The organism is Marinobacter sp. CP1 (genome assembly GCF_001266795.1).
Taxonomy (GTDB): Bacteria; Pseudomonadota; Gammaproteobacteria; order Pseudomonadales; family Oleiphilaceae; genus Marinobacter; species Marinobacter flavimaris.
On record NZ_CP011929.1, the window covers coordinates 3,279,015 to 3,302,682 of the forward strand.

Consider the following 23,668-nt stretch of genomic DNA (forward strand, 5'->3'; position numbering starts at 1 on the left):
GTATCTGAACATGATTGGCGGAATTAACCCGGGTAACAATTTCAATTTCCAGACCGGCAACAACAGTCTGGTCAGGGAGCGCAGCGATGCGGCCCGTGCGCCGGCATCAACGCCCGAAAAAACACCTGACGCGGCCCGCCGTGACCTTGCCGATGGCAATCAGGGTGTTGTCAGCGACCGCAATGCGACCGAAAGCCTCGAGCGGCGTGTAGAAGCCCGTCGTGCCGCTGAAGACGCCCGTCTGGAGCGGTTCCGCGCAGACGAAGTGTCCCTGCCAGCCGCCAGGGCGCTGTCGACCTTTGCCTCTGTTGCCGCAGCCGGTCAGGAAACTGGCGGCAATGGTAGCCTGGCCGGAATTGATATTCTGGTCTGATGCCTGACTCGTCCCCGTCCGCTCCGTACGCCCGCTCTGAACGTTTCCAGAACATCGTCGCTGTTGCCCGCAGTGCATTGGGTGACCGATTGCAGGCCGATGCTCTTGCCGATTCGCTCGGGGTCCCGAATCTTGGTGTCGTCCGCCCCAGAGACATCCGCGACTTCCCGGTTTTACTGTTCCTGGATGAGCAGGGCCTTGGCCTGCAGATGACTGGCAAAGGTGCGCCGGGACCGGTGCGTGCAGAATTCGTGACCGGCAAGATGGGGTATCGGCGGGAGCACGGCGGTGGCGCGGGCCAGTTGGTGGCCAAGGCGGTCGGCTTGCAGAAAACACGGGCCGCATTGCATATCGTTGATGCGACGGCAGGGCTTGGCCAGGATGCCTTTGTGCTTGCCAGCCTTGGCTGCACGGTTACCCTGTTCGAGCGTAACCCGGTCATTCACGCTCTCTTGGCCGATGGTCTTGCGCGCGCAGCCCTGAATGTGGATTGTGCGGCCATTGTCGAGCGCATGCGACTGCTGGAGGGCAGCAGTATTGAATGGCTGGCCCGACCAGGCAGCGAGGCGGCGGATGTTGTCTACCTGGATCCGATGTTTCCGCATCGGGACAAGTCGGCCCTTGTAAAAAAGGAAATGCAGGTTTTCCGCACTATCGTAGGAGACGACGAGGATTCCGCACAATTGCTCGCGGCCGCTCTGGAGCAAGCCCGTTACCGGGTGGTGGTCAAGCGGCCCCGTAAGGCATCGGCTATTGAGGGAGCGGAGCCAACCACCCGTATTGAGGGAAAGAGCAGCCGCTACGATGTGTACGCCATCCGGGCGCTGCCACCGCAGTAAATGCCATCAGGCACCCAGCATGGTGACCTGCTGGATTGCCTGTCGCTTCTCGACACTCAGCACCAGGCGGGCATCGTCCGCCACCTCATCCAGCCCCTCCCCATAGCAGAGCAGGCCATTGTCATCGGTGGTGATAACGCCATTGTTCTGCATATTGGCAATGAAGTTGCGGAACAGGCTCTTGTCGAAAAACTCCGGCGCATTCAGGCCGAACAGGATCGACATCCGCTCGGCCAGCAGCGCGCTCTGTTCCTCCAGTTCAGCGGCGCTGATCTTGCCCGAGCCGTATTTGCGGAGAATGCCCAGAGCGATGTGGTAGCGCTCGACCGTCTGGATGATGAAGCGGGACAGAACCCTGAGCCTCAGCATGGCTTCGGTGCCTTCCTCGGGTCGACCGATCCGGTCATCGTCCAGGGGCTTCAGCAAGTCATGTTCGATGAGAACGTCAATCCACTGATTGATGACCTTTCTGGCTTCATCGGGCTGGTATTTCAGGAACAGTTCCGATTGCAGATAGGGGTAGGCTACGCTGGCGAGGAACACAATCTTGTCCCGGCCCAGCGAATCCTTGTTCTCGAACAGGCTGGCGATCAGGGAGGGCAGCGCAAACAGGTGCTGGATGTTGTTCCGGTAATAGGTCATCAGGATTGCGTTGCTGCCTTCGAGGGCAATAATGTCGCCCAGCTTCTGCGGCTGGCGCGTCACCAGGCCCATGCCTTCACAGTAGGCGATCCAGTCTTTGCCGGACCCCTCGGGCAGGGTTACCGTTTCCGCATACGGGAAAGCCTTTAGCAGGGCGGCGTATTGATCCATCAATCGGATCAACTGTCCCTCGTCCATGGCCAGTCGCTCGGTACCAAGAAGAACCGTGGCGGCCATGCCGATCGGGTTTACCGCAACCGACGCGTTGATGTTCGACGCTACCCGGAAGGACAGCTCTGAAACCGCGCTGTTAAGCCACTTCGGACGATACTCGGCGTCGTAGGCCTCGTCGCGCCAACTACCGTGAACATCGTCCAGAACCTCAGACAAATGAATGGCTTCGCCAAAGTTGACTGAAACCCGACCAAAGGAGTTACTGAGTTTGCGAACGGTCTTGGCAAGACCGAATACGCTTTCTTTTTCCTTTTTCTTGCCACGAAGTTCACCCAGATAGGAGCGGCCTTCCATCACCTTTTCATAGCCGATGTACACGGGCACGAATACGATGGGTTTGCGATGGTCCCGAAGGAAACTGCGTACGGTCATTGCCAGCATGCCGGGGCGGGGCTGCAGCATGCGACCTGTGCGGCTTCGGCCGCCTTCGATGAAATACTCGACGGAATAGCCCCGGGAGAACATCACGTGCATGTACTCATTGAACACGGTGGCGTACAGCGGGTTGTCCTTGAAACTGCGGCGCATAAAGAACGCCCCGCCACGGCGCAGGATCGGGCCGACAATGGGCATATTGAGATTGATGCCTGCGGCGATGTGCGGAGGCATCAGGCCATTCTTGTAAAGCACGTAGGACAGCAGCAGGTAGTCGATGTGTGAACGGTGGCAGGGCACGTAAACCACGGCATTGTCTTGCGCCACTTCCTTTACCACCCGGATATTGTTGATGGCAATGCCGTTGTAGATCCGGTTCCAGAGCCATGATAACAGCACCTCCATGAATCGAATTGTGACAACGGACATGCTCGCCGCAATCTCATCCGCATATTTGTAGGCCTTGGCGCGGACTTTCTCAGGTGGTATGTCGTCTCTGGCAGCGGTCTCCCGGATGGCTTCCTTGACCGCCTGGGTGCGCACCAGACCTGCCACCAGGGTGCGGCGATGGGACAAGTCTGGCCCCAGTACCGCCTGGCGAACCCGGCGGAAGTGGGTTCTCAGGATCCGGGCCAGCTTGCGGTTGGCCCGCTCCTCGCTGTGCCGGTACTCGTCGATCACCTGTTTCAGTGAGAGCGGCTGGTTAAACTGAACGTAGGTGTTGCGACCATGAACCATGATGATCAGTAACTTCTGAAGCCGGCCGGCAATGGACCAGGTATCAGACAGCAGCAGTTTGACCAGGGATTTTTCCTTGTCCGGGGAGCGGCCCCAGAACAGGGAAACAGGCACAATCTGGACATCCTGATCCGGGTGTTCAAGACCATAGCGCACCAGTGCCTGGAATTCGTTCGTAGGCGCCGGCGCCTGGCGACCTCGGAAAAAACCACCAATCCGGCGATAAAGAAAAAAGAAGGAGTGGGATGGACCATTCTTCACGGGGAGTGCTTCGGAGGCGCCCGGCAGTCCCGCCCGGATGACCTCCTGCTCGAGAACCAATCGGCTGGAGAGAGAGCTGTATTGCAGCACGTAGCAAACCGGTTTGTCGGGATCCAGGGCGAGGGCTTCAACGCTGTTGCCGCTGACATCAGTCCGGACCCAGATAAACAGTATCTTGCGGAAAAGGGTCAGGATCAGGCTGCGAATGCCCTGGTAAAGACGCATAAATTGCAACTCCGTTGACGAAACAGGTGCCAAGTTTACTTGGTTGAGTAGAGGGCGGAAAGGTGGACCTTTCATTCTTGGCCGGTGCGGCAATGTGGTACATTCTCGATTGATCTTCCAATAACCCAGTTGATGCATCGAATGGTGATCGCAATGACTCAGTGGATACCGGGCTGGACGACCCGCCGGCCGGAAAACGGCGATCTGATCCTCGCGCTGTCGGGATCGGGTGTGGTCAAGCCCGATAACGGCTGGCTGCACAGCGGCGACAGCAGCCTTTTCCGGGGCGAATTGTCCGATTCCGTATCTCTGGGCAGTTACAATGGGCGCGGTGTATTCGTGACCGAACTGCCGGACACCGACGTCGGTAATCAGGAGGTTGTACCGCTGCGGGATGCGCTTTTGATGGTTAGCGATGCGCCGGCGGATATGCTCAGTACCGGCTTTCAGGTCTGGCAATGGTGGCGCGACCACCGATTCTGTGGCCGCTGCGGCGAGGAAACCGGTTTCCATCCGCGTGAGCGGGCCAAGTGGTGCGAACCCTGTGGCATTCCCTGGTACCCGAGGCTGGCGCCCTGCGTGATTGTCGTCATACGCCGGGATGATCGGCTTCTGCTCGCGAAGTCCTCGCGGGTCAAACGGCACTTCTACAGCCTCATCGCCGGTTTTGTTGAACCGGGCGAGAGTCTGGAAGGCGCTGTGCACCGTGAAGTGAAAGAGGAGACCGGGCTGGACGTCACCAATATCCGCTACCACGCCTCGCAACCCTGGCCATTCCCCCATCAGCTCATGGTCGGCTTCTTCGCCGATTACGCCGGAGGCGAGCTGGTTCTCCAGGAGGACGAGCTTGCCGATGCCGACTGGTTCCTGCCGGGCGATACGCCACCGGTACCACCGGAAACCACCATTTCTGGCCGATTGATCCGGGCCATGGAACACGAGATTTCCCGGGGAGGCATTCCGGTTTGAGCAGGCAGTCACCTCCAAGGGTTCTGGTGTTTGACTCCGGTGTCGGTGGTCTGAGCGTTGCGGCCTGCATTCACCGGCAACTGCCGGGACTGGAGATCGTCTATCTGGCAGACAACGCAGGCTTTCCCTATGGCGACAAATCCGAGGCGGTTGTGATCGACCGTTGTTGCAGTCTGATCACCAGAGCGCTCGAGCTCTACCCGTCAGACGCCATCGTGGTTGCCTGCAACACCGCCAGTACCGTGGTTCTGCCGCATTTACGTGCGATGACGGCGGTGCCGGTTGTGGGGGTGGTGCCGGCCATCAAACCGGCGGCAGCAAAGTCCGTGAATCGGCGAATGGGGCTGCTGGCGACACCGGCAACGGTTCGCAGGCCTTATCTCGACAGGCTGGTCGAGGAATTCGCTGGCGATTGCAGGATTGAGCGTATTGGCCATCCGGGGCTGGTGCGCTGGGCAGAGGACCTGGTTTCCGGAATCGAGGTTCCGCTTGCCGAGCTGAGCGAAGCCATGAGGCCTTTTAAAGAGGCCGGTGTGGACACCGTGGTGCTTGGTTGCACTCACTATCCACTGTTACTGGAGAGTCTGAGGGCGAGTCTGCCGACGGTTCGTTTCTGGGTGGACTCGGGTGAGGCCATTGCCCGACGGGTAGCCTGGCTGCTGGAACAGACCGGTCGGCTTGATGTTGCTCAAGGCCCAGTTGCCAGCGCAGGGAAACAACCTGTGAGCGCTGCGCTGTTTTCAGGGCCGGCACCGAAGGGCACCGCGCCCTTCATGGCGGGCCTGGGGCTGGAGGCCAAACGGGTGAGCGAACACTGGCCGGGAGAGCCTCTGGGGGCTACAGCAACCGGGTCAGCTTGAACATGGCGAGAAACTCCAGCGCCGGAATCGACCGTTTGTGACAACAGTAGGTCTTGAAGTTGTCTCCCCTAAAGCGCGACTTTGTAAACTCCAAGCCTTTGAAGTTGTATAGAAAATTGCCCTTCTCGTAGAGCCCGTGCAACAGGCGTTTCAACAGCCTGCTCTCCTGATGCTCTGTTGCAGGATCCAGTGAAAGGGGTATCAGTCCGAGATCCAGATAAGGCACGCCTTCCGCCTTGAAGACCTCCATCGCATGAGCCATCAGGGTATAGAAAATGCCCTGTCGGAAATCGGCGTTGGCCCGGGAGATATTGGGCACGTAGCTGATAATCTCGTTGTTGCGATAAATCGGGTCAAAATAGATAAACCCAACGGCCTTGCCGTCCTGATAGGCGTAGAAATGCCGTTCGTTTTCGCGATAGTCCATTTCCATGGGACGTATCAGAAAGCGGATTTCATTGCTCTTGCATTTGCGGGTTCGAATCCAGGCCTCGGATATTTCACGGGTGTGATCGTCACTGAAACGCTCTTTCACCGTAATACCGTTTTTTTCTGCCTGGTTCAAAGCGGTTCGCAGGATCTGTTTTTTCTTTCCGCTGAGGGACCAGCGGCCCAGATCGATACGGGATTCGCTGCCAAACTGGGTGCCGTAGAGACCAAATCGCAGGTGCAGGAAATCGACGACGGGCTTGGAGACCTGGATGTAACTGGCGTTTGGAAAGCGCTGGTGGAAGCTCTCCAGCAGGTTGCCAAAGTCTTCCGGCGCACAGACGGGATCCGAGAGCACGAAGGTGCCGCCCCATTTGCGCATGTAGGCGATATACCCCATGCCCGGTACATCAAAATATTGCATGCCCGGTTGGAGCGTTGAAAACGATTGGGAATGGGTACCGTACTTCTTCAGGAAGCCGACCCGCTCGGTAAACGTGAATGAGCCACTCTCAAGTGTGCCAACCCTGTCCAGTGCGAGTATCTGATCCGACATGCTGCTGCTCCCTGATTGTTTTGGTTGGGTGAATCTCTAGCAAAGTGCTCAGGCCTGCTTGCGTCCGAGAATGGACCAGTAGCAGTTCATGTTCAGGAGCTTGAAGTGCTTCTTGTCCGTGACCTGAAGGCCTAGCCGCTGCATGTGCTCGGGATAGTTGTAGATTTTGTGGAAGGCATTGTTGGCGAACAGCCAGAAAATGAAGACGGCCATGTACCAGTAGAGCTTCTTGAACATTCTGGAAAGCAGGTTACCGGTAGGGTAGGAGAAATCGCCGACGACGACCCGGGCATCGGCCTTGCCGAGACGTATCAGGTGCTCCAGGACCCGGACCATCATGTCTTCATCGAAGACGTTCAGGAAAAAGTTGGCCACCACCATGTCGTACTGCTCGAACTCATCCACCTTCATGATGTCGCTGTGGATACGGCGGATGGTCAGGTGTGGCGCTTCTGTTTCCTGGGCCTGGGCAAACTTGCGCAGCATGGTTTCGGACAGGTCTACCACGGTCACGTCGGCACCCAGTTCCGCCGCACGAATGGCATCCCGGCCATGGCCTACGCCGGCGAACAGAATCCTGTCGCCGGGCCGGACGGTTTCCACATCCAGCATGGCGGTTTTACAGCGGTGAATGTTTTTGCCGCTGTAGAGATTGCTCAGGAAATCGTAGACGGGACCGATGTACTTGTACTTGTCGCGCATGATGACTGCTGCCTGTTCTTGTTCCTTGGATGCCGTCACCGTTTTTGTCGTTATTGGTCCGAGAATGTCGGACATTCCGGTGATCAGCGCCTATGGATTTGAGCTTAGAGAACAGGGTGGGAGAAATATGTGCAGTAATGCGCATTTCCAGATACACAAAGTAACGCACTGCAATACTTTGCAAACCAGATCGCGGTTTTATATCGGAGTGTCAGACAATAAATAATCGTCTATCAGAATGATGCGGCTTTGGCTCGTGTGGTGCCGAGGGTTCTGGAAATTTCGGCGGCAGGCCTGGCAGGACCGTAGAAGAAGCCCTGAACCTGGTGGCAGCCCAGGCTTCGCAGGTATTCCAGTTGCTCGTCGGTTTCCACGCCCTCGGCAACAATCTCCAGCTTCAGCCCGTGAGCCATGGCAACGATGGCGTTCACGATGCAGGCGCCGTCGTCTCCGCTGCGAATGGCTTTTACGAAAGACTGGTCGACCTTGAGAGTGTGGATCGGTAGGCGATGGAGGTAATTCAGTGACGAATAGCCGGTGCCAAAATCGTCAATCGCTATCCGGACACCCAGAGCCGCCAGTTCCCGGAGTTTCTGGGAGATCTGCTCGAGATCGTTCATGATCACGTTTTCCGTGATCTCGATTTCCAGGTTGCCGGCGGGGAAGTTGTGGGCTTTTACCTGCTGCATCAGGGTTTCGACAAACCGTGGATGTTCAACCTGAATAGGTGACAGGTTGACGGCCAGCCTGAGGGTGGGGTGGCCTGCGCGGATCCAGCGGCCGACATCCTGGCACGCCTGGTCCAAAACGCATTCACTGAGTTGGCCGATGAGTTTGGTTTCCTCGGCCAAAGGCAGGAAATCCCTGGGATAGAGTAGTCCGCGTTCCGGGTGTTGCCAGCGGACCAGGGCTTCTAGACCCACAACCCGGTTGGTTGTGGCACAGACCTGTGGCTGATAAAAAACCCTCAGTTCATTCCTTTCCAGAGCCAGGCGCAGATCCCGCTCGAGATTTAGCCTGTTGGCGGTGTCGATGCTCATGCTGTCGGAGTAAAAGCGGTAGCCGTCCTTGCCCTTGCCTTTGACGTGGTACATGGCAATATCGGCGTTCTGGATCAACTGATCCATGGCCTCGCCTGCCTCAGGGAATATCGCGATACCGATGCTCACTCCGACGAACACCTCGTGATCGCCCAGTTGGAAAGGGGCCCTGAGTGCGTCAATCAGTTTTTTGGCGATCTGTCTGGCATCTTCGTGGTTATGTATCGAAGGCAGTAAGAGCGTAAATTCATCGCCACCGAATCTCGATAAAGTGTCGCCCTTGCGCAGGCATTTCTCGAGACGGTGGGTCACTGCTTGCAGAAGGCGGTCCCCCATGGCGTGGCCAAGGGTATCGTTAATGACTTTGAAGCGGTCGAGATCCAGGAACATGACCGCCAGTTTTCGTCCGTCACGATTGGCGTGGGTAATCGCCAGCTCAAGACGATCTTTGAACAGCGCGCGGTTCGGCAATCTTGTCAGCAGGTCATGATAGGCCTGGAAATTGATGAAGGCTTCAGCTTCCTTCCGCTCAGTAACGTCACGAGCAGTCCCGTAATAGCTGGCGCCACTGCCATTTCCGCCTCCCTGCGTTGATCCCGAGTGGGGCCAGGTTTGCGGATCGATGGGAAAGGCGGTTATTTCGAAGTGTCGGGTTGCCCGTCGGCTGCCCCGGGTTTTCAGACGAACTTCCAGGGTTCTCGGGTTGTCTGCGGTGATGTTCGGTCCTTTGAGGGCCAGTGTTCCCCGAGTTACGTCCCGATCGTCAAGAATGTGCCGGAAGTGCTGGCCGCATAATTCCGCTGGTTTATAGCCGAGCAGGCTCTCCACCTTGCTGTTCACAAAACAAAAGTGGCCGTCGTGATCGAGCATGAAAACGATGTCGGGCGAACTGTTAACGATGTAGCGATGCAGGGCTTCGGACTTTTCGAGCCGCATCTGAATATGTTCGTGGGCCTCAAGAAGCGATTTCTTGCCGATAACACTCTCGACCGTGGCCAGCAATTCTTCAGGATCAAAGGGTTTGCGGATGTAGTCCAGGGCGCCCCGGCGCAAGGCGCGGCTCACGGCGCTGAATGAGCTCTCGCCGCTGACCACGATTACTCCGCAATCCGGTTGTCCGTCAGCAAGATGGGCCATGACGTCGAAACCGCTGACTTCAGGCATCCGAAGATCCAGCAGTGCCAGATCGAACGATTGCTCATCAATCAGATCACAGGCCTTCCGGCCACCATGGGCTTCGGCAACCTCGTACCCCTTGCTGCGCAAGAGCGAAGCCAGTGTGTTCAGCAGGCGAGGTTCATCGTCCGCTACCAGTATCCTTGCCGTTAACCCGTGACTGAAAGGCTGATCAGTATGCTCAGGTGCCATCGGTCTGCGTCCGTTGTTTCTGCGTCAGTCGGTCTCGTTCTTTTTGTGGCTGGCCGCCGGTAGCAGAATCCTGAAGGTGGTACCTTCCTGCCCCGTGCGACAAGCAATGATGCCCTCCATGTCATCAACAAGCTGTTTCACAATGCTCAGGCCCAAACCGCTGTGGCCTTCTCCCTTTGTGGTTTTTACCGGAGAAAACAGGGTGTCCCTGACCTTATCGGGTATTCCTCTACCCGAGTCTGTAATCTCCAGCTCCACCCAGGTGCGATGATTCTGCCACACCGGGGAAGACGTCTGTATTGCAACCGTGCCGCCTGCTTCTGTCAGGCTTTCCGCTGCATTTCGAACCAGGTTGATAACAACCTGGCGAATTCTGGTGGCGTCGGATGTAACCCGCGTCGGGTCGCTGCACAGCGACAACTTCAGGCTGCGGTTGTCGGCGCTGAACAGACTATCTTCGAGGATACGCGCCAGACTTTCCAGTTCAGCATTGAGCTCAACCCCGTCGTCATCCGATTCCCTGGTGTCAGTATGGCTCATTTGCAGCAACAGGTTGCCGGCACGGTCCAGCTCATCGCGGATTATGTCCAGCTCCTGCTGGACATCGGCATCTTCAAGCCTGCCACGCAGCTGGTAAATGTACTGCCTGATGATGGTCAGCGGGTTGCTGACCTCGTGCACCTGTTTGCGCAGGCGGTCGCGGGCTATTTCTTGATCCAGACCTTCGTTGCCCGTTTCGGCAGGCGTGCGGTTTGCCAGCACGGTAGATAGTTGCCTGGTAAAAATATCAGCCAGTTCAAGGGTTGTCGGCAGGTGGTCGTTGTCGGTGCCGAGGGCAAAAACACCCGGGCAATTGCCGCCACTGTTAACGGGCACGGCCAGCAGCGATGGTGTGTGCAACAGCGAGAGCAGCTGCCGGTCGAGCACTGTAGGCGAGCGTTCGCCAAGACTGACTGGCAGGCCGGAAATGAAGGCTTCGGTAAGGACACTGCCTCCAGGCTTGGCGGTTACTGCCAGTTCCGGGATATCGCCAATGGTCCCGGACAGGAGCACGAGGTTGTCCCCTGTGTGCCCAAAACAGAGGGCCGGCAGGCCCGTGACCAGGGTGAGGCTGTTTACCGTTTCGGCGAGAATGTCCTCGGTTTCGCCGGTCAGATCGGCGAGGTTGATGGCCTGGTTTGCCATGGCCTGACGCAGAATAGTCTGTTTGAGCTGCCGGGATGCGCTCTCGCCACAATAACCCTCGTCCAGCGGGATTCCCAGGGAGGCGGCCATACCCGAGACTTCATGGCCGATACGGCGATTGATCTCACGGGTCAGTTCTTCGTTCAGCCCGAATACCGTGCCCGCAGCGGCAATGCCGGCGGCATCGGACAGAGCCAGCCGGGTCGCCAGACTGATCAGCTTTACCAGGTGCCCGGCATCCCTCAGTTCCGAGGGCAGTGCCTGTTGGTAGCGCATGGCATCAGCCGCCATGGGCCCCAGGCCCCAGGACGCCACGAGTTCGGCGGCAATCTCCGACTGGTGATCAAGATAGTGTTGCTTCGCGTCGGTGGCTGGCGTTTTAATAGCGATCAGTTCACCGATGTTGTGAAGCATGCCCAGCATGAAGGCTTCGTCTGGCTCCGGGTACCGGGTGAGAGTCGCCAGGGCCCGGGCTGTCAGCGCGGTAGTGAGCGAGTGGCGCCAGAAGTCTCTGAGTTGCTGCCATTCGTCCCCGCCCAGCTCGAACAGCAGTTGGCGCAGGGCTGCGGTCAGAACCAGCGTGTGAAAACGGCGGGTGCCGAGTCTCAGGAGTGCCTGGTCAACGGAGCGAATTGGGGTAGAGGGGCCGTACAGGGCGGAATTGGCCAGCGCCAGGATGCGAGCCACCAGCGCCGTATCGGCAGAGACAATCTCGCTGATTTTTCGGTAGCTCTCGTCCTGATGACAAGCATCGAGCGCCCGCAAGGTTACTTCCGGGAGGCTCGGTAACTGTAAATCAGGCGCAATGTGCATAGGCTTACCTGCCGTGCGGCGAAAAAATCATTATCTGACGGTGCGTTCATTCTTATTGTCCGAAAAGAGCTTAGACAATAAACCGTCGTTATTAAATACTTATTGCTCTTTTTTTAAGCAATATATTATCTGATTCGTGATATGTGTAGAATTTTTACAGGTTAAAATACTGAAAACCGAAAAATCAGGGACCTAGATTACCGGTGATGAACGCCAGAGAGCCTGTTAAGCACAATCCGAACCAACCTCGCACCATCGCCATAACGGGTGGCAAGGGTGGGGTGGGCAAGACCTCGGTCGCCCTGAATCTTGCGCTCACCCTCGCAAGGCAGGATAACCGCGTTCTGTTGCTGGATGGCGACACCGATCTGGCCAACGTCAGCATCATGGTTGGCCTTTATCCGAGAAAAACCCTTGCCAATGTGATGGCCGGAGAGTGCCGTCTTGAGGATATCATCCTGGAGACCGACTACGGCCTGCATATTGTTCCGGGGGCCTCCGGCGTGCAGGAATGCATGGATATGGGGCCAACGGAGAGCCTTCGCATACTCCGGGCACTGTATAACCTGGAAAACCGCTACGATTACGTCATTACCGACACGGCTGCCGGGCTGCAGGCTGCCGGGCTGCATATGATTGCCGCGACAGAGCTGGCCTGCATGGTCGTGACCCCGGACCCCGCGTCCCTGACCGACGCCTTTTCCCTGATCAAGGTTCTCCGGCGCAGGGGCTATAACCGGATTCCGAGCATTCTGGTGAATATGGCCCAGGGCGCCAGTCAGGCACGGTCCGTGTTCCAGCGCCTGGACGCCGCTGCCCAGCGCCACCTGGGAATCTCGCTCCACTATATGGGTGGGATCTGGCGGGACGAGACCCTTCGGCAATCGGTTCTCAACCAGAAGCCGGTCGCGCTTCTGCCTGTCTCAGACCCTTCCTGTCGCCAGTTTCATACCCTCGCGGATATGCTTGATGTGCGGCTGTCCCAGTTGCCGAGACGAAAGGCTGGCATTGCAGCCTACTGGCATAAGGTGTCCAAACGAGGATCCGAGAGCCCGCTCAAAACAGTGACCAAGCCGGAGCCCGAAACCGAGAGTGAGGCTCATACCCTGAAAGATCGGTGCCTGCAGGCCGTGGGCGAGATTGAGTCTGTTTTCAATGCAGGGCCGATCGATCCTATGCTGCGTTATGAAGCATTTACCCGTCTTTTTGCACTGCTGGGGAGCACGCTGGACAGTGATGCCGTCGAGATTGTGCAAACCGGCCTCGGGTCGTTCCAGTGGGAGAGTCTCAGCCCCGAGCGAAAGAATCACCTGGCCATTCATCTTCGCGAGCTGGCGGACCAGATTTCACCCCTCGAACGTAAAGCGGAGCCTGCCGAGCCGCCTCAATCCCTACTCCGCGAGCCGTTTTACGATCGCATCAGCTTTGGTGAACAGGATCGCCTGGTGCGTGTGCTGAAGGAGCAGCCTGCAGATATCTCGCTGGATCAGCTTCTGCGATCTCTCTCCGGCAATGACCAGGGCGGCTCCCGATAGGCAGAAATACCCACCCTTTTTTCCGTCATTTTTTTTACGTTTTTTGTAGCGTAACTTTGCTGTGTGTCACCGCTCTGTCACCGAAGTTGTGCAAGGATTGAGCGTAAATCTGAATCGTGGCCCGCAATATGCAGCACATCTGTCGAATCTGATTCGCAAACTTTCCTCTGGTTGGCGGGTGTGCGGCGACAACGAATTGAAATGAGAAGGAGTTCTCCCATGGCAACACAGCAGCTGAATCCCGATGCATCATCAAAAGTACTTGAGCGGCTCCGGGGCAAGCACGTTCTGATTACCGGCACCACGGGCTTTCTCGGCAAGGTGGTTCTGGAAAAGCTCTTTCGCGCCGTTCCGGACATAGGCGGCATTCATCTGCTGATCCGTGGAAACAAACGTCACCCCGATGCGCGGGATCGTTTTTTTGAGGAGATCGCCACGTCGTCAGTCTTCGATCGTCTTCGCCAGGACGACAACGAGGCTTTCGAAACTTTTATTGAAGATCGTGTGCATTGCGTAACCGGGGAAGTGACCGAGCCTTTGTTTGGTTTGTCCTCTGACCGTTTCCGAAAGCTGGCTGGCGGCATCGATGTGGTTGTCAACTCCGCAGCCAGTGTGAACTTCCGGGAAGAGCTCGATAAAGCGCTTGCCATCAATACCCGTTGCCTCGACAACGTGGCCGAGCTTGCGCGACAGAACAAGTCGCTGGCGGTGCTGCAGGTTTCCACCTGCTATGTAAACGGCATGAATTCCGGACAGATCACGGAGACCGTGATCAAGCCGGCAGGTGAGGCCATACCCCGGAGCACTGAAGGTTACTATGAGATCGAAGAACTTGTCCGGCTGCTGGAGGACAAGATAGCGGACGTGCGTTCCCGATACTCCGGCAAGGCACTGGAAAAGAAGCTGGTGGACCTTGGCATCCGTGAAGCCAACCATTATGGCTGGAGTGATACCTATACCTTTACCAAGTGGCTCGGTGAGCAACTCCTGCTCAAGGCCCTGTCCGGGCGGGCACTGACCATTGTGCGCCCATCCATTATTGAAAGTGCACTCGAGGAACCCGCGCCAGGCTGGATTGAAGGCGTGAAGGTGGCGGATGCCATTATCCTTGCGTATGCCCGCGAGAAGGTTACGCTCTTCCCTGGCAAACGCGCTGGGGTCATCGATGTTATTCCCGTGGATCTGGTGGCCAATGCCATCATCCTGGCGGCGGCTGAAGCCGTTGCTGATTCGCCACGTCACCGGATTTACCAGTGTTGCAGTGGCAGCTCCAACCCGGTTTCCCTTGGGCAGTTTATTGACCACCTTATGGCGGAATCCAAAGCCAACTTCGCCGAATACGATCAGCTGTTCTACCGACAGCCGACCAAACCCTTCATTGCAGTCAATCGCAGACTTTTCGATGCCGTCGTAGGTGGGGTGCGCATTCCACTGAGCATTACCGGGAAGGTTCTGCGCATGCTGGGCCAGAATCGCGAGTTGAAAGTGCTCCGGAATCTGGACACGACACGCTCGCTGGCGACCATTTTCGGTTTCTACACCGCGCCAGACTATATCTTCCGGAATGATGATCTGCTGGCCCTGGCATCGAGGATGGGTGAGCTGGACAAGGTGCTGTTCCCGGTAGATGCCCGCCAGATTGACTGGTCGGTCTATCTGCGCAAGATCCACCTGGCAGGCCTGAACCGATACGCCCTCAAGGAGCGCAAGGTTTACAGCCTGCGCTCTGCCAAGGCCCGAAAAAAGGCAGCGTGAACCCAGGAGCCCGGTCGCAACGACCGGGCTTTTTTATGCGTGGTCGTTTCCTTCCCGGGTTTGCCATCGGCTCCAATCCAACTATCCTTTAAAAAGCTTCTCGTTCGGCGCAATTTACCGTTGTTTTCTTGCGGGTTACCGACCTTTTTGGGCTAAAAGTTCAGGCGGATTAGGACGTTAGTCTAATTCATTGTGTAGTGGCTAGCATGGTGAACTACCACTATCCGTCTAAAGGGCCGGAGAGGCCTCAACGTCTGAATTCCAAAACCGACAATGACAACAGACTCTGACTAAAGGGGGAGCACAATGACTGGTAAACAGGTATATCCGGTAAGCCCGGAAGTGGCCAAACAGGCCCTTCTGAACCGGGAACAGTATGAAGAAATGTATCGTCAGTCAGTCGAAGACCCGGATACCTTCTGGGGTGAGCACGGCAAGCGCCTTGAGTGGATCAAGCCTTACACCAAGGTGAAAAACACGACCTACGATTACAACAATCTGTCCATCAAATGGTTCGAAGATGGCCAGTTGAATGCCTCAGCCAACTGCCTGGACCGTCATTTGGAAAAGCGCGGCGACCAGACAGCCATCATCTTTGAAGGCGATGATCCCGCCGATTCACGCAACGTGACCTATCGCGAACTGCACGAGGAAACCAGCAAGTTCGCCAACGTCCTTAAAGGTCTGGGCGTGAAGAAGGGTGATGTTGTTACCATTTACATGCCGATGATTGTTGAGACAGCCGTCGCCATGCTGGCCTGCGCACGTATCGGCGCGATTCACTCCGTGGTGTTCGGCGGTTTTTCTCCGGAAGCGCTTGGTGCCCGGATTGTGAACGGCAAATCCCGCTTCGTAGTCACCGCTGACGAAGGCGTTCGTGGCGGCCGCAAGATTCCGCTGAAGAAGAACGTGGACGCGGCCCTGAAGAATGAAGATGCCGCCAATGTCGAGAAGGTGGTGGTTGTTACCCGGACCGGCAATTCCGAAGTGCCCTGGAATGACGCCCGCGACGAGCGTTACGAAGACCTGATGAAGTCCGCCTCTGCCGACTGCCAGCCAGAGCCGATGAACGCCGAAGATCCGCTGTTCATGCTGTATACCTCGGGTTCCACTGGTGCGCCCAAGGGCGTTCTGCATACCACCGGTGGCTACATGGTCTATGCCTCCATGACCCACGAGTACGTGTTCGATTATCATGAAGGCGACGTGTACTGGTGTACTGCCGATTTCGGCTGGGTCACAGGCCACAGCTATATCCTGTACGGCCCGCTGGCTAACGGTGCCATCACCGTTCTGTTCGAGGGTGTGCCCAACTATCCGGACAGTTCTCGTATGGGGCAGGTTGTCGACAAGCACAAGGTCAACATCCTGTACACCGCTCCGACCGCAATTCGTGCCCTGATGGCGGAAGGCGAGTCCTGCATGAACGGCACTACCCGTGAAAGCCTGAAACTGCTGGGCTCCGTGGGCGAGCCGATCAACCCCGAAGCCTGGGAGTGGTACCACCGGGTTATCGGCAACAGCAAGTGCCCCATCGTGGATACCTGGTGGCAGACTGAAACCGGTGGCATCCTGATTTCCCCGCTGCCGGGCGCGATTGATCTGAAACCCGGCTCAGCCACGGTGCCGTTCTTCGGTGTTCAGCCGGCACTGGTAGACAATGACGGCAACATCCTTGAGGGCAAGACCGAGGGTAACCTCGTCATCCTGGACAGCTGGCCGGGCCAGATGCGGACGATCTATGGGGATCACGAGCGTTTCGCTCAGACCTATTTCAGCACTTACAAGGGCATGTACTTTACCGGTGACGGCGCCCGTCGCGATGAAGACGGCTACTACTGGATCACAGGTCGTGTCGACGATGTTCTGAACGTGTCAGGTCACCGTCTGGGTACCGCCGAAGTCGAAAGCGCCCTGGTTTCCCACGAGAAGGTCGCAGAAGCTGCCGTTGTTGGCTATCCGCATGACATCAAGGGTCAGGGCATCTATGTCTATGTAACCCTGGTACATGGACAGGAACCTTCTGACGAGCTGAAGAAAGAGCTTGTCCAGTGGGTGCGCAAGGAGATTGGCCCCATCGCCTCTCCAGATGTGATCCAGTGGGCACCTGGACTGCCTAAAACGCGTTCTGGCAAGATTATGCGGCGTATTTTGCGTAAGATTGCCGCTAACGAGCACGACCAGTTGGGTGATACCTCTACGCTGGCAGATCCGGGTGTAGTCGATGACCTGATCAGCGGTCGTGCGAACCAGTAACGCCTGTGTGTTACCAGGCCATGTACCTGTAAGGAATCTGTTGAATGGCACAAACAATTATCGTCGCTGATGATCACCCGCTGTTTCGCGCAGCATTGAAGCAGGCGGTCAGTCAGGCGGTGCCCGATGCCGAGACGGTGGAAGTCGACAGCATCAAGGCACTGCAGGCGGCGGTAGAGTCGCACCCGGATGCGGATCTGGTTCTGCTGGATCTCAATATGCCGGGTGCCCACGGCTTCTCGGGGCTCGTCTTCATGCGAGGCCAGTACCCGGGGCTGCCGGTGGTGGTTGTGTCAGGATCCGAGGAATTGCAGGTAATGCGTCGCTCGATTGACTACGGTGCTTCCGGTTTCATACCGAAGTCGGCGCCGCTGCCAACCATTACCGAGGCGATTCAGGCGGTTTTGGAAGGCGACGTCTGGTTGCCGCAGGGAGTGGCCGACAAGATCGAGCGAATGCATTCAGATGCCACCGACTTTTCCGAGAAGCTGGCATCGCTGACGCCTCAACAGTTCCGGGTGCTGGGTATGCTGGCCGAGGGGCTTCTGAACAAACAGATCGCCTATGATCTGGATGTGTCGGAAGCCACCATCAAGGCCCATATCACGGCGGTGTTCCGGAAGCTTGGGGTGCGGAACCGCACTCAGGCGGTGATTGCGATCCAGCAGATGGAGATTGATCCATCGGATCAGTCCTTGTCTGGTAGCTGATTGGTTTTGATGGTTCGAATATAAAACGGGAGCCTTTTGGCTCCCGTTTTGTTTTTGGATGAGTGCCGGGCACGGTTATTTGCTGCCAGCGTAACCCAATTCCTTGTCGACCAAATTGAACAGCTCGTCACCCTTGTGCCAGCGGTCGAAGTTCTCCAGGAACTGATCCGTCAGTGCACGTTTCCAGCCGATGAAGTCGCCGGCCATATGGGCGGTCATGGTGACATTCTCCATGTCCCAGAGCGGATGATCTTCCGCCAGCGGTTCCTCTTCGAAGACATCGAGTCCTGCGCCGGCAATTTCGCCATTTTCGAGGGCCGTGATCAGGTCATCGGTTTTGACGATCGGGCCACGTCCAATGTTGATCAGACGGGCGGAATTTTTCATGGCCTTGAAGGCTTTTTCGTCAAACAGGCCTTCGGTCTGGGGTGTTAGTGGCGCCGCAATCACTACAAAGTCCGCATGCCCGAGCTGCTCGTAAAGATCGTCATTGCCGTGTACCGCCACAAAATCGGGGTCCTCCTTCCTGGGCTTGCGGGCGATGCCGTGTGCTTTTAAACCGGCAGCGCCGACCAAGCGGCCGATCTGCCGGCCGATCGAACCTGCGCCAACAACCAGAACCTGCTTGCCCTCTGCCCGCTCTGTGTCCCGATGTTTCCACTGGTGCTTCATCTGCAGCCGGATGGAATTCGGGAAATCCTTGGCGAACATGAGGATGGTGCACAGCACGTATTCGGCAATGGTACGGTCGAAAATGCCCCGCGCGTTGGTGACGGTTACATCGCCCCTGATCAGATCCGGGAACATCAGGGCATCGACGCCGGCACTTGTGGCGTGAATCCATTGGAGCTTGTCTGCGGTGTGCCAGGCGGCCGCGAGGGCCTCCGTGCGAAAGTCCGTCACCATCATGATATCGGTGCCCGGCAGGGTGTCGCGAAGGGTGGGCTCGTCACAGGCAAAGCGCACATCGGCGCGGGCCCTGACTGCGTCCATTCCCGGCGGTTCCTGCTCTCCCGGCGCGGTGAGAACGGTAACAACAGGTTTGCTGTGCTGAGTCATTGAGCCTCCGCCTTTTTGATGAATGACTTCGTTGAACTGGTCGTTGCCCCGAGGGGTAATAACAGTCTGGTCGGCAGGCTCTGTCGGGTCAACTTGCGAGGCACCGGAATTTCCGCTCACAGCGTTGATGGCGGTACTTTCACGTACATCATCTATATGATTTTTTGTCTTGTAGAGGCCATCCATACTGACTAACCTGCAGGGGTAGATCTTATTTGCCCCGTTTGCAGGAGGTGTTTATGGCAGAAGCCGCCAACAAAGAAACTGGTCAGGAAAAACCGCGTAGAGTGAAGTACCGGAAAACCAAGGCCAGTTGGAACCCTGCCATGCAGGCGATCCCGGTGCCGGGTATCCGTCGCATGGTGAATATGGCGGCCACCATGAAGGATGTTATTCATCTTTCCATCGGTCAGCCTGATCTGCCGACCCCAAAGCACGTCATCGATGCCTACATCGATGCGCTCAACGCGGGGCAGACCGGCTATACCATGGATGCCGGCCTGCCTGAATTGCTGGTTGCCCTGCGCGACTACTACGGCAAGCGCTACAACCGGAAACTGACCCGGGACAATATCCTGATCACCAGCGGCGCTACAGAAGCCATGTACCTGGCTATTTCAGCCACCTCTGCGCCCGGGCGGCAGTTTATCGTGACGGACCCGTCGTTTTTGCTCTATGCGCCCCTGATTCGCATGAACGGTGGTGAAGTAAAGTTTGTGCAGACCCGGGCAGAGAATAACCACCAGCTGGATCCGGATGAGGTCATCAAGGCCATGGGGCCCAGGACTTATGCGCTGATCCTGAACAACCCCAACAACCCGACCGGGGCGGTTTACCCGCGTAGCACCGTGGAGACCATCCTGGAGGAATGTGCCTATCGGGGAATTCAGGTGTATGCCGATGAAGTCTACGACCACCTGATCTTTGATGACGAAGACTTCGCCAGCGTGCTGAACTGCTCGATGGATCTGGACAACATCATGTGCATCAGCAGTTTTTCAAAAACCTACAGCATGGCAGGTCTGCGGGTTGGCTGGGTGATTGCCAGTCAGGCGGCCATCAAGTCTCTGCGTCGCTTCCACATGTTCACCACCTCCGTGGCTAACACGCCGTCCCAGTTTGCCGGCGTCGCTGCACTGACCGGTGAGCAGCAGTGCGTTCGCGATATGGTAGATATCTACCGTGAGCGCCGGGACAAGGTGGTCGAGCTGGTCGATCAGACCCCCTACATGACCGGTTATAAGCCTGGCGGTGCCTTCTTTGCTTTCCCTGACCTTCCACCTCATGTCGATGGCTCTGATCTGGCCTTGCGAATGCTGAAGGAAACCGGCGTCTGCATGGTGCCCGGTGACGCCTTTGGCGAGGGATGCACCAACGCCGTTCGGATCAGTTTCTCCACGACCTGCGAGAAGCTGGAAGAGGCGTTCGATCGCGTCATCCCCTGGATGGCCAAGCAACAGTTCTGAGGTGATGCCATGTCCGCCCTGGATTCGGTACTGATTCAGTGCCCGTACTGCTGGGAGACGCTGGATGTCAGCGTCGACCCGTCGGTACCGGAACAGGAGTATGTCGAGGATTGCCAGGTCTGCTGCAGACCCATCTTGATACACGTGGTTTTTGACGACACTCTTACGCCTCATGTCGAGGCCCGGGCCGAAAATGAATAGAACGCCGATTTACGCCCTCCGTGCGCTTCTGGCCCTGCTGCTGGTGCTCGCCAGCGGTTGCGCCAGTCTGTCGCCCTATTCCATCTCCGAAGGCGAGCTGGAACGGCACCTTCAGGATGTGGTTCGCGACTTCGACCGCAACCAGCTGAATAGTGGTTCGCCATTGAGTCTGAGTCTCGACGACGCCGACATTACCCTTGGGCCAGATGGTCGCGATGTGGCGGTGATCGATGTGAGAGGTCAGGTGGCACTGAATGCGCTGATGACGAAGCTGCCCGTGGACATTGCCTTGAAGGTCGAAGGGGCGCCGGTTTACGACAGCACCGAGAAAGCCATCTTCATACGGCGGTTGCAGCTTCTTGAAAGCAGTATTGACTCTCCGTTCTTCAAAGGGGATTTGAAGCCTGTAACCGATACGGTCATGCGGCTGGTTGCCCAGATGCTGGAGACCATGCCGGTGTACCGACTGGACGAAACCGACTTCGCCCAGCGTATGTTCGGTATGATGCCGGTAGATGTGCGGGTAGCGCCTGGCCGGCTCGAATTTGTCATGGCCGACCAGTAACCCTGATCTATCGGGACAGCCGCTCGCAGATTGCAGAGCCGATCTCGTGGGTGCCTCGTCGGCTGCCCGAGTTTTCGGCAAGGTCTGCAGCCACTGCATCGAACAGCTCCTTGCCAGCTGCGGCAATGGCAGGGTCCTTGCGGCCCAGCCACTCGAGCATGCGGGCGGCGGTAAAGAGCATGGCGGTGGGGTCAGCCAGGCCCTGGCCGGCAATATCCGGTGCGCTGCCATGGGTAGGTTCGAACATAGAAGGCATATCCGGATCCGTCGGGTTCAGGTTGCAGGAGGGTGCCACGCCCATGCCACCTGACAGAACCGCAGCTAGGTCGGTAAGAATGTCCCCCTGGAGGTTGCTCGCGACGACCACGTCAAAGGCCCAGGGGCTTTGCACGAACTTCATGCAGGCCGCGTCCACCAGCTCATGATGCGTGGCCACGTCCGGGTAGTCCTTGCTTATCTCCTCGAACGCTTCGGTGTACATGTCGCCCCAGTAGCGCAAGGCATTGCGCTTGGTGACCAGGCACACCTGGCTTTCACAGGTTCTGCCATCCAGGGTCCTGAATGTCCGTGTGCGACCCTCCGAAACCCGGTCTGCGGCGCGGTTTCGGGCCTGTTCAAACCCATAGCGGATGATCCGGTCGGTTGCCTTGCGTGTGAACACCTCCATCTGGGTGGCCACTTCATCCGGCGTGCCCTTGCGCAGACGTCCACCCTGGCTGACGTACTCACCCTCGGAGTTTTCCCGAATCACCAGCATGTCGATGTCCTTGGCGCGCTCATCGGCCAGGTACTGGCGGGCACCGGGCAGAAGCCGGGCCGGACGTTCGCAGACCCACTGGTCGAACCCTTTGCGCATGTCCAGCAGTGGCGCCAGTGAGATGCTGTCTGGAAGCAGGTATCGGTCCGGATCGTCCATAGGGCCCGGATCGCCAAGGGCACCCAGAAGGATGGCATCGTACTTCTGTAACTGCGCCAGGGCATCCGCGGGCATGGATTCGCCATGCTCCTCGTGCCAGGCGTGGGATGGCCAGGGGAATCGAGTCCACTCAAGGTCCAGGCCGTGTTTGGCGCGCAGGGTCTCGAGGCAGCGCACAGCCTCGGCCACCACTTCAGGACCTATGCCGTCGCCCGGGGTTACAGCGATGCGGGTAGTTTGGGCCATTAGGGAAACTCCTTTTGTGGACAGACACGTATAAACGACAAACCCCAGTTTAGTCATGTAGGCAGGGGATGCCACCGTTTGACACGCTTTAACCAGAAAGTGGTTTTACCGGGGAGGGGATCGCGGCTATATTGGGTGAAAAATACGCCATATAAACATAGCAAAACCGCCAGAAGTGAATTCAGGAGTTGAAGTGAACCAACCCGCCGTACTGTTTGACGAGTCTCATTGCGAGCAATGTGCATGTGGAGAGGGGTTGGATTTTTCCTTTACCTTCGCGTTCCAGCCCATTGTTGACGTTCTCAACAAATCTGTTTACGCCTACGAGGCGCTGGTGCGAGGCACCGAGGGTCAGGGGGCGATGAGTGTCCTCTCGAAGGTAACCGAACAGAATCGCTACGCCTTCGATCAGGTTTGTCGGGTCAAGGCGGTCAAGCTTGCCGCCACGCTGAACATGGAGCCGATGCTCAGCATTAATTTTATGCCCAACGCGGTGTACCGGGCCGAGTACTGTATTCGCACGACCCTGGCGGCTGCCAAGACCTACAATTTTGATACCCGGAAAATCATTTTCGAGCTTACTGAGGACGAACAGCTGACCTCCACATCTGTCGACCACCTCGTGTCGATTATCGAGGCTTATCAGGAGATGGGTTTCAGCACCGCCATTGATGATTTCGGGGCCGGTTTCTCACGGTACAATGTCATGATGGCCAGCCCGCCCGATCTGTTGAAGCTGGATATGGCATTGATCCGTGATATTGATCGGCAGCCGAACAAGCAGGCCGTTGTTGCAGGCATCATTACCATGATGACTCAGCTTGGCGGCCAGATCATTGCTGAGGGCGTCGAAACCAAGGAAGAATACTTCTGGTTGCGCTCCCAGGGGATCAATCTCTACCAGGGCTATCTATTCGCCAAACCGGGGTTCGAGTGCCTTCCGGAGCCCGTGTTTCCGGCCTGACGGGCCTCTAAACTGACAGGAACGACACCTTGCTATACCGAATGATCACCATTGTCGGCGGACTGGTTTTTGTCATCATCCTGTTCGCTCTGATCTGGTTTTTCTGCAAGAAATTTCTTGAGCACCACGGTGTCACCGACCAGGTCAAAGACCGGGCCATGGTTCTGGCCACCTGGACCTTTGCCGGTATCAGCGTCGGACTGGTATTCGCGGTGGTTGGTGCATTTGTCCTGGGCCCCTGGGCTTTCTACCGAACCCTGAGGGGCCACGATGTGGAGATATCCGATGGTGCCGCCGTCTGGTGGGGCCTCGGCATCGTAATGGCGTCCCTGGGGATCACGGCTATCGGATTCTTCGGTTTCCTGATGGTGGTTGGCGCCTACTGA

General features: G+C 57.3%; 20 protein-coding genes. 13 read left to right on the forward strand and 7 right to left on the reverse strand.

Going from position 1 to position 23,668, the window contains the following annotated elements; all coding sequences use genetic code 11:
• Positions 1–10: 10 nt before the first annotated feature.
• Positions 11–373 (forward strand): hypothetical protein, encoded by a 363-nt coding sequence (locus ACP86_RS15120; protein ID WP_008176150.1) that lies wholly within the window; start codon positions 11–13, stop codon positions 371–373.
• The gene (locus tag ACP86_RS15125; RefSeq protein WP_053114639.1) at positions 373–1,212 is read left to right on the forward strand and encodes a class I SAM-dependent methyltransferase; all 840 of its coding nucleotides are present in this window, start codon (positions 373–375) and stop codon (positions 1,210–1,212) included. Before ACP86_RS15120 ends, ACP86_RS15125 begins: the two co-directional genes overlap by 1 nt.
• Positions 1,213–1,218: 6 nt before the next feature.
• Here ACP86_RS15125 and plsB read toward each other — a convergent pair whose 3' ends face one another.
• Positions 1,219–3,687 (reverse strand): glycerol-3-phosphate 1-O-acyltransferase PlsB, encoded by a 2,469-nt coding sequence (plsB, locus tag ACP86_RS15130; protein WP_053114640.1) that lies wholly within the window; start codon positions 3,685–3,687, stop codon positions 1,219–1,221.
• 153 nt (positions 3,688–3,840) lie between these two features.
• Between plsB and nudC the strand changes: the two genes are divergently transcribed.
• Both nudC and murI read left to right on the forward strand, forming a co-directional pair.
• Positions 3,841–4,656: an NAD(+) diphosphatase gene (nudC, locus tag ACP86_RS15135; protein ID WP_041645010.1), complete on the forward strand. Its 816-nt coding sequence runs from the start codon at positions 3,841–3,843 to the stop codon at positions 4,654–4,656.
• Positions 4,653–5,516: a glutamate racemase gene (gene murI / locus ACP86_RS15140; RefSeq protein WP_053114641.1), complete on the forward strand. Its 864-nt coding sequence runs from the start codon at positions 4,653–4,655 to the stop codon at positions 5,514–5,516. Before nudC ends, murI begins: the two co-directional genes overlap by 4 nt.
• Here murI and ACP86_RS15145 read toward each other — a convergent pair.
• The 4 genes from ACP86_RS15145 to ACP86_RS15160 form a co-directional block, all read right to left on the reverse strand.
• A complete protein-coding gene (locus tag ACP86_RS15145) occupies positions 5,494–6,501 on the reverse strand; it encodes a DUF2156 domain-containing protein (RefSeq protein WP_014576299.1) in 1,008 nt (335 codons plus the stop codon). The two genes, murI and ACP86_RS15145, sit on opposite strands and share 23 nt — an antisense overlap.
• Positions 6,502–6,549: 48 nt before the next feature.
• Positions 6,550–7,203: a class I SAM-dependent methyltransferase gene (locus tag ACP86_RS15150; RefSeq protein ID WP_053114642.1), complete on the reverse strand. Its 654-nt coding sequence runs from the start codon at positions 7,201–7,203 to the stop codon at positions 6,550–6,552.
• A gap of 233 nt (positions 7,204–7,436) precedes the next feature.
• A complete protein-coding gene (locus ACP86_RS15155) occupies positions 7,437–9,611 on the reverse strand; it encodes an EAL domain-containing protein (RefSeq protein ID WP_053114643.1) in 2,175 nt (724 codons plus the stop codon).
• A gap of 24 nt (positions 9,612–9,635) precedes the next feature.
• On the reverse strand, positions 9,636–11,609 hold the full coding sequence (locus ACP86_RS15160) for an HDOD domain-containing protein (RefSeq protein ID WP_053114644.1): 1,974 nt from the start codon (positions 11,607–11,609) through the stop codon (positions 9,636–9,638).
• Between the two features lie 206 nt (positions 11,610–11,815).
• Here ACP86_RS15160 and ACP86_RS15165 point away from each other — a divergent pair, with 206 nt between their 5' ends.
• From ACP86_RS15165 to ACP86_RS15180, 4 genes are all read left to right on the forward strand, one after another.
• Positions 11,816–13,144, forward strand: a complete 1,329-nt coding sequence (locus tag ACP86_RS15165; RefSeq protein ID WP_053114645.1) for a MinD/ParA family protein — start codon at positions 11,816–11,818, stop codon at positions 13,142–13,144.
• Positions 13,145–13,363: 219 nt separating this feature from the next.
• Positions 13,364–14,899, forward strand: coding sequence for a fatty acyl-CoA reductase (locus ACP86_RS15170; protein WP_053114646.1), 1,536 nt, complete (start codon positions 13,364–13,366; stop codon positions 14,897–14,899).
• Positions 14,900–15,205: 306 nt separating this feature from the next.
• On the forward strand, positions 15,206–17,155 hold the full coding sequence (gene acs / locus ACP86_RS15175; RefSeq protein ID WP_053114647.1) for an acetate--CoA ligase: 1,950 nt from the start codon (positions 15,206–15,208) through the stop codon (positions 17,153–17,155).
• Positions 17,156–17,199: 44 nt separating this feature from the next.
• A complete protein-coding gene (locus tag ACP86_RS15180) occupies positions 17,200–17,865 on the forward strand; it encodes a response regulator transcription factor (protein WP_008176124.1) in 666 nt (221 codons plus the stop codon).
• A 75-nt stretch (positions 17,866–17,940) separates the two neighbouring features.
• On the opposite strand, the gene ACP86_RS15185 is transcribed toward ACP86_RS15180, so the two are convergent.
• The gene (locus ACP86_RS15185) at positions 17,941–18,924 is read right to left on the reverse strand and encodes a D-2-hydroxyacid dehydrogenase (RefSeq protein WP_169702130.1); all 984 of its coding nucleotides are present in this window, start codon (positions 18,922–18,924) and stop codon (positions 17,941–17,943) included.
• A 239-nt stretch (positions 18,925–19,163) separates the two neighbouring features.
• On the opposite strand from ACP86_RS15185, the gene ACP86_RS15190 reads away from it, so the two are divergent.
• From ACP86_RS15190 to ACP86_RS15200, 3 genes are read left to right on the forward strand one after another with little or no spacing between them, the layout of a single operon-like run.
• On the forward strand, positions 19,164–20,390 hold the full coding sequence (locus tag ACP86_RS15190; RefSeq protein ID WP_053114648.1) for a pyridoxal phosphate-dependent aminotransferase: 1,227 nt from the start codon (positions 19,164–19,166) through the stop codon (positions 20,388–20,390).
• Positions 20,391–20,399: 9 nt separating this feature from the next.
• Positions 20,400–20,591 (forward strand): CPXCG motif-containing cysteine-rich protein, encoded by a 192-nt coding sequence (locus ACP86_RS15195; RefSeq protein WP_008176119.1) that lies wholly within the window; start codon positions 20,400–20,402, stop codon positions 20,589–20,591.
• The gene (locus ACP86_RS15200; RefSeq protein WP_053114649.1) at positions 20,584–21,156 is read left to right on the forward strand and encodes a DUF1439 domain-containing protein; all 573 of its coding nucleotides are present in this window, start codon (positions 20,584–20,586) and stop codon (positions 21,154–21,156) included. The genes ACP86_RS15195 and ACP86_RS15200 overlap by 8 nt, the downstream gene beginning before the upstream one ends.
• Positions 21,157–21,163: 7 nt before the next feature.
• Here ACP86_RS15200 and ACP86_RS15205 read toward each other — a convergent pair whose 3' ends face one another.
• Positions 21,164–22,318, reverse strand: a complete 1,155-nt coding sequence (locus tag ACP86_RS15205) for an isocitrate/isopropylmalate dehydrogenase family protein (RefSeq protein WP_053114650.1) — start codon at positions 22,316–22,318, stop codon at positions 21,164–21,166.
• A 193-nt stretch (positions 22,319–22,511) separates the two neighbouring features.
• Here ACP86_RS15205 and ACP86_RS15210 point away from each other — a divergent pair, with 193 nt between their 5' ends.
• Entirely contained in the window at positions 22,512–23,282 is a 771-nt protein-coding gene (locus tag ACP86_RS15210; protein WP_176443064.1) for an EAL domain-containing protein, read from the forward strand.
• Between the two features lie 29 nt (positions 23,283–23,311).
• Positions 23,312–23,668, forward strand: coding sequence for a hypothetical protein (locus ACP86_RS15215; protein WP_227499699.1), 357 nt, complete (start codon positions 23,312–23,314; stop codon positions 23,666–23,668).

Bases quoted from the DNA above. Each gene is read 5' to 3' on its own strand.
- ACP86_RS15120 (WP_008176150.1), top strand. From the start codon at position 11: ATGATTGGCGGAATTAACCCGGGTAACAATTTCAATTTCCAGACCGGC.
- ACP86_RS15125 (WP_053114639.1), top strand. From the start codon at position 373: ATGCCTGACTCGTCCCCGTCCGCTCCGTACGCCCGCTCTGAACGTTTC.
- plsB (WP_053114640.1), bottom strand. From the start codon at position 3,687: ATGCGTCTTTACCAGGGCATTCGCAGCCTGATCCTGACCCTTTTCCGC.
- nudC (WP_041645010.1), top strand. From the start codon at position 3,841: ATGACTCAGTGGATACCGGGCTGGACGACCCGCCGGCCGGAAAACGGC.
- ACP86_RS15145 (WP_014576299.1), bottom strand. From the start codon at position 6,501: ATGTCGGATCAGATACTCGCACTGGACAGGGTTGGCACACTTGAGAGT.
- ACP86_RS15150 (WP_053114642.1), bottom strand. From the start codon at position 7,203: ATGCGCGACAAGTACAAGTACATCGGTCCCGTCTACGATTTCCTGAGC.
- ACP86_RS15155 (WP_053114643.1), bottom strand. From the start codon at position 9,611: ATGGCACCTGAGCATACTGATCAGCCTTTCAGTCACGGGTTAACGGCA.
- ACP86_RS15160 (WP_053114644.1), bottom strand. From the start codon at position 11,609: ATGCACATTGCGCCTGATTTACAGTTACCGAGCCTCCCGGAAGTAACC.
- ACP86_RS15165 (WP_053114645.1), top strand. From the start codon at position 11,816: ATGAACGCCAGAGAGCCTGTTAAGCACAATCCGAACCAACCTCGCACC.
- ACP86_RS15170 (WP_053114646.1), top strand. From the start codon at position 13,364: ATGGCAACACAGCAGCTGAATCCCGATGCATCATCAAAAGTACTTGAG.
- acs (WP_053114647.1), top strand. From the start codon at position 15,206: ATGACTGGTAAACAGGTATATCCGGTAAGCCCGGAAGTGGCCAAACAG.
- ACP86_RS15180 (WP_008176124.1), top strand. From the start codon at position 17,200: ATGGCACAAACAATTATCGTCGCTGATGATCACCCGCTGTTTCGCGCA.
- ACP86_RS15185 (WP_169702130.1), bottom strand. From the start codon at position 18,924: ATGACTCAGCACAGCAAACCTGTTGTTACCGTTCTCACCGCGCCGGGA.
- ACP86_RS15190 (WP_053114648.1), top strand. From the start codon at position 19,164: ATGGCAGAAGCCGCCAACAAAGAAACTGGTCAGGAAAAACCGCGTAGA.
- ACP86_RS15195 (WP_008176119.1), top strand. From the start codon at position 20,400: ATGTCCGCCCTGGATTCGGTACTGATTCAGTGCCCGTACTGCTGGGAG.
- ACP86_RS15200 (WP_053114649.1), top strand. From the start codon at position 20,584: ATGAATAGAACGCCGATTTACGCCCTCCGTGCGCTTCTGGCCCTGCTG.
- ACP86_RS15205 (WP_053114650.1), bottom strand. From the start codon at position 22,318: ATGGCCCAAACTACCCGCATCGCTGTAACCCCGGGCGACGGCATAGGT.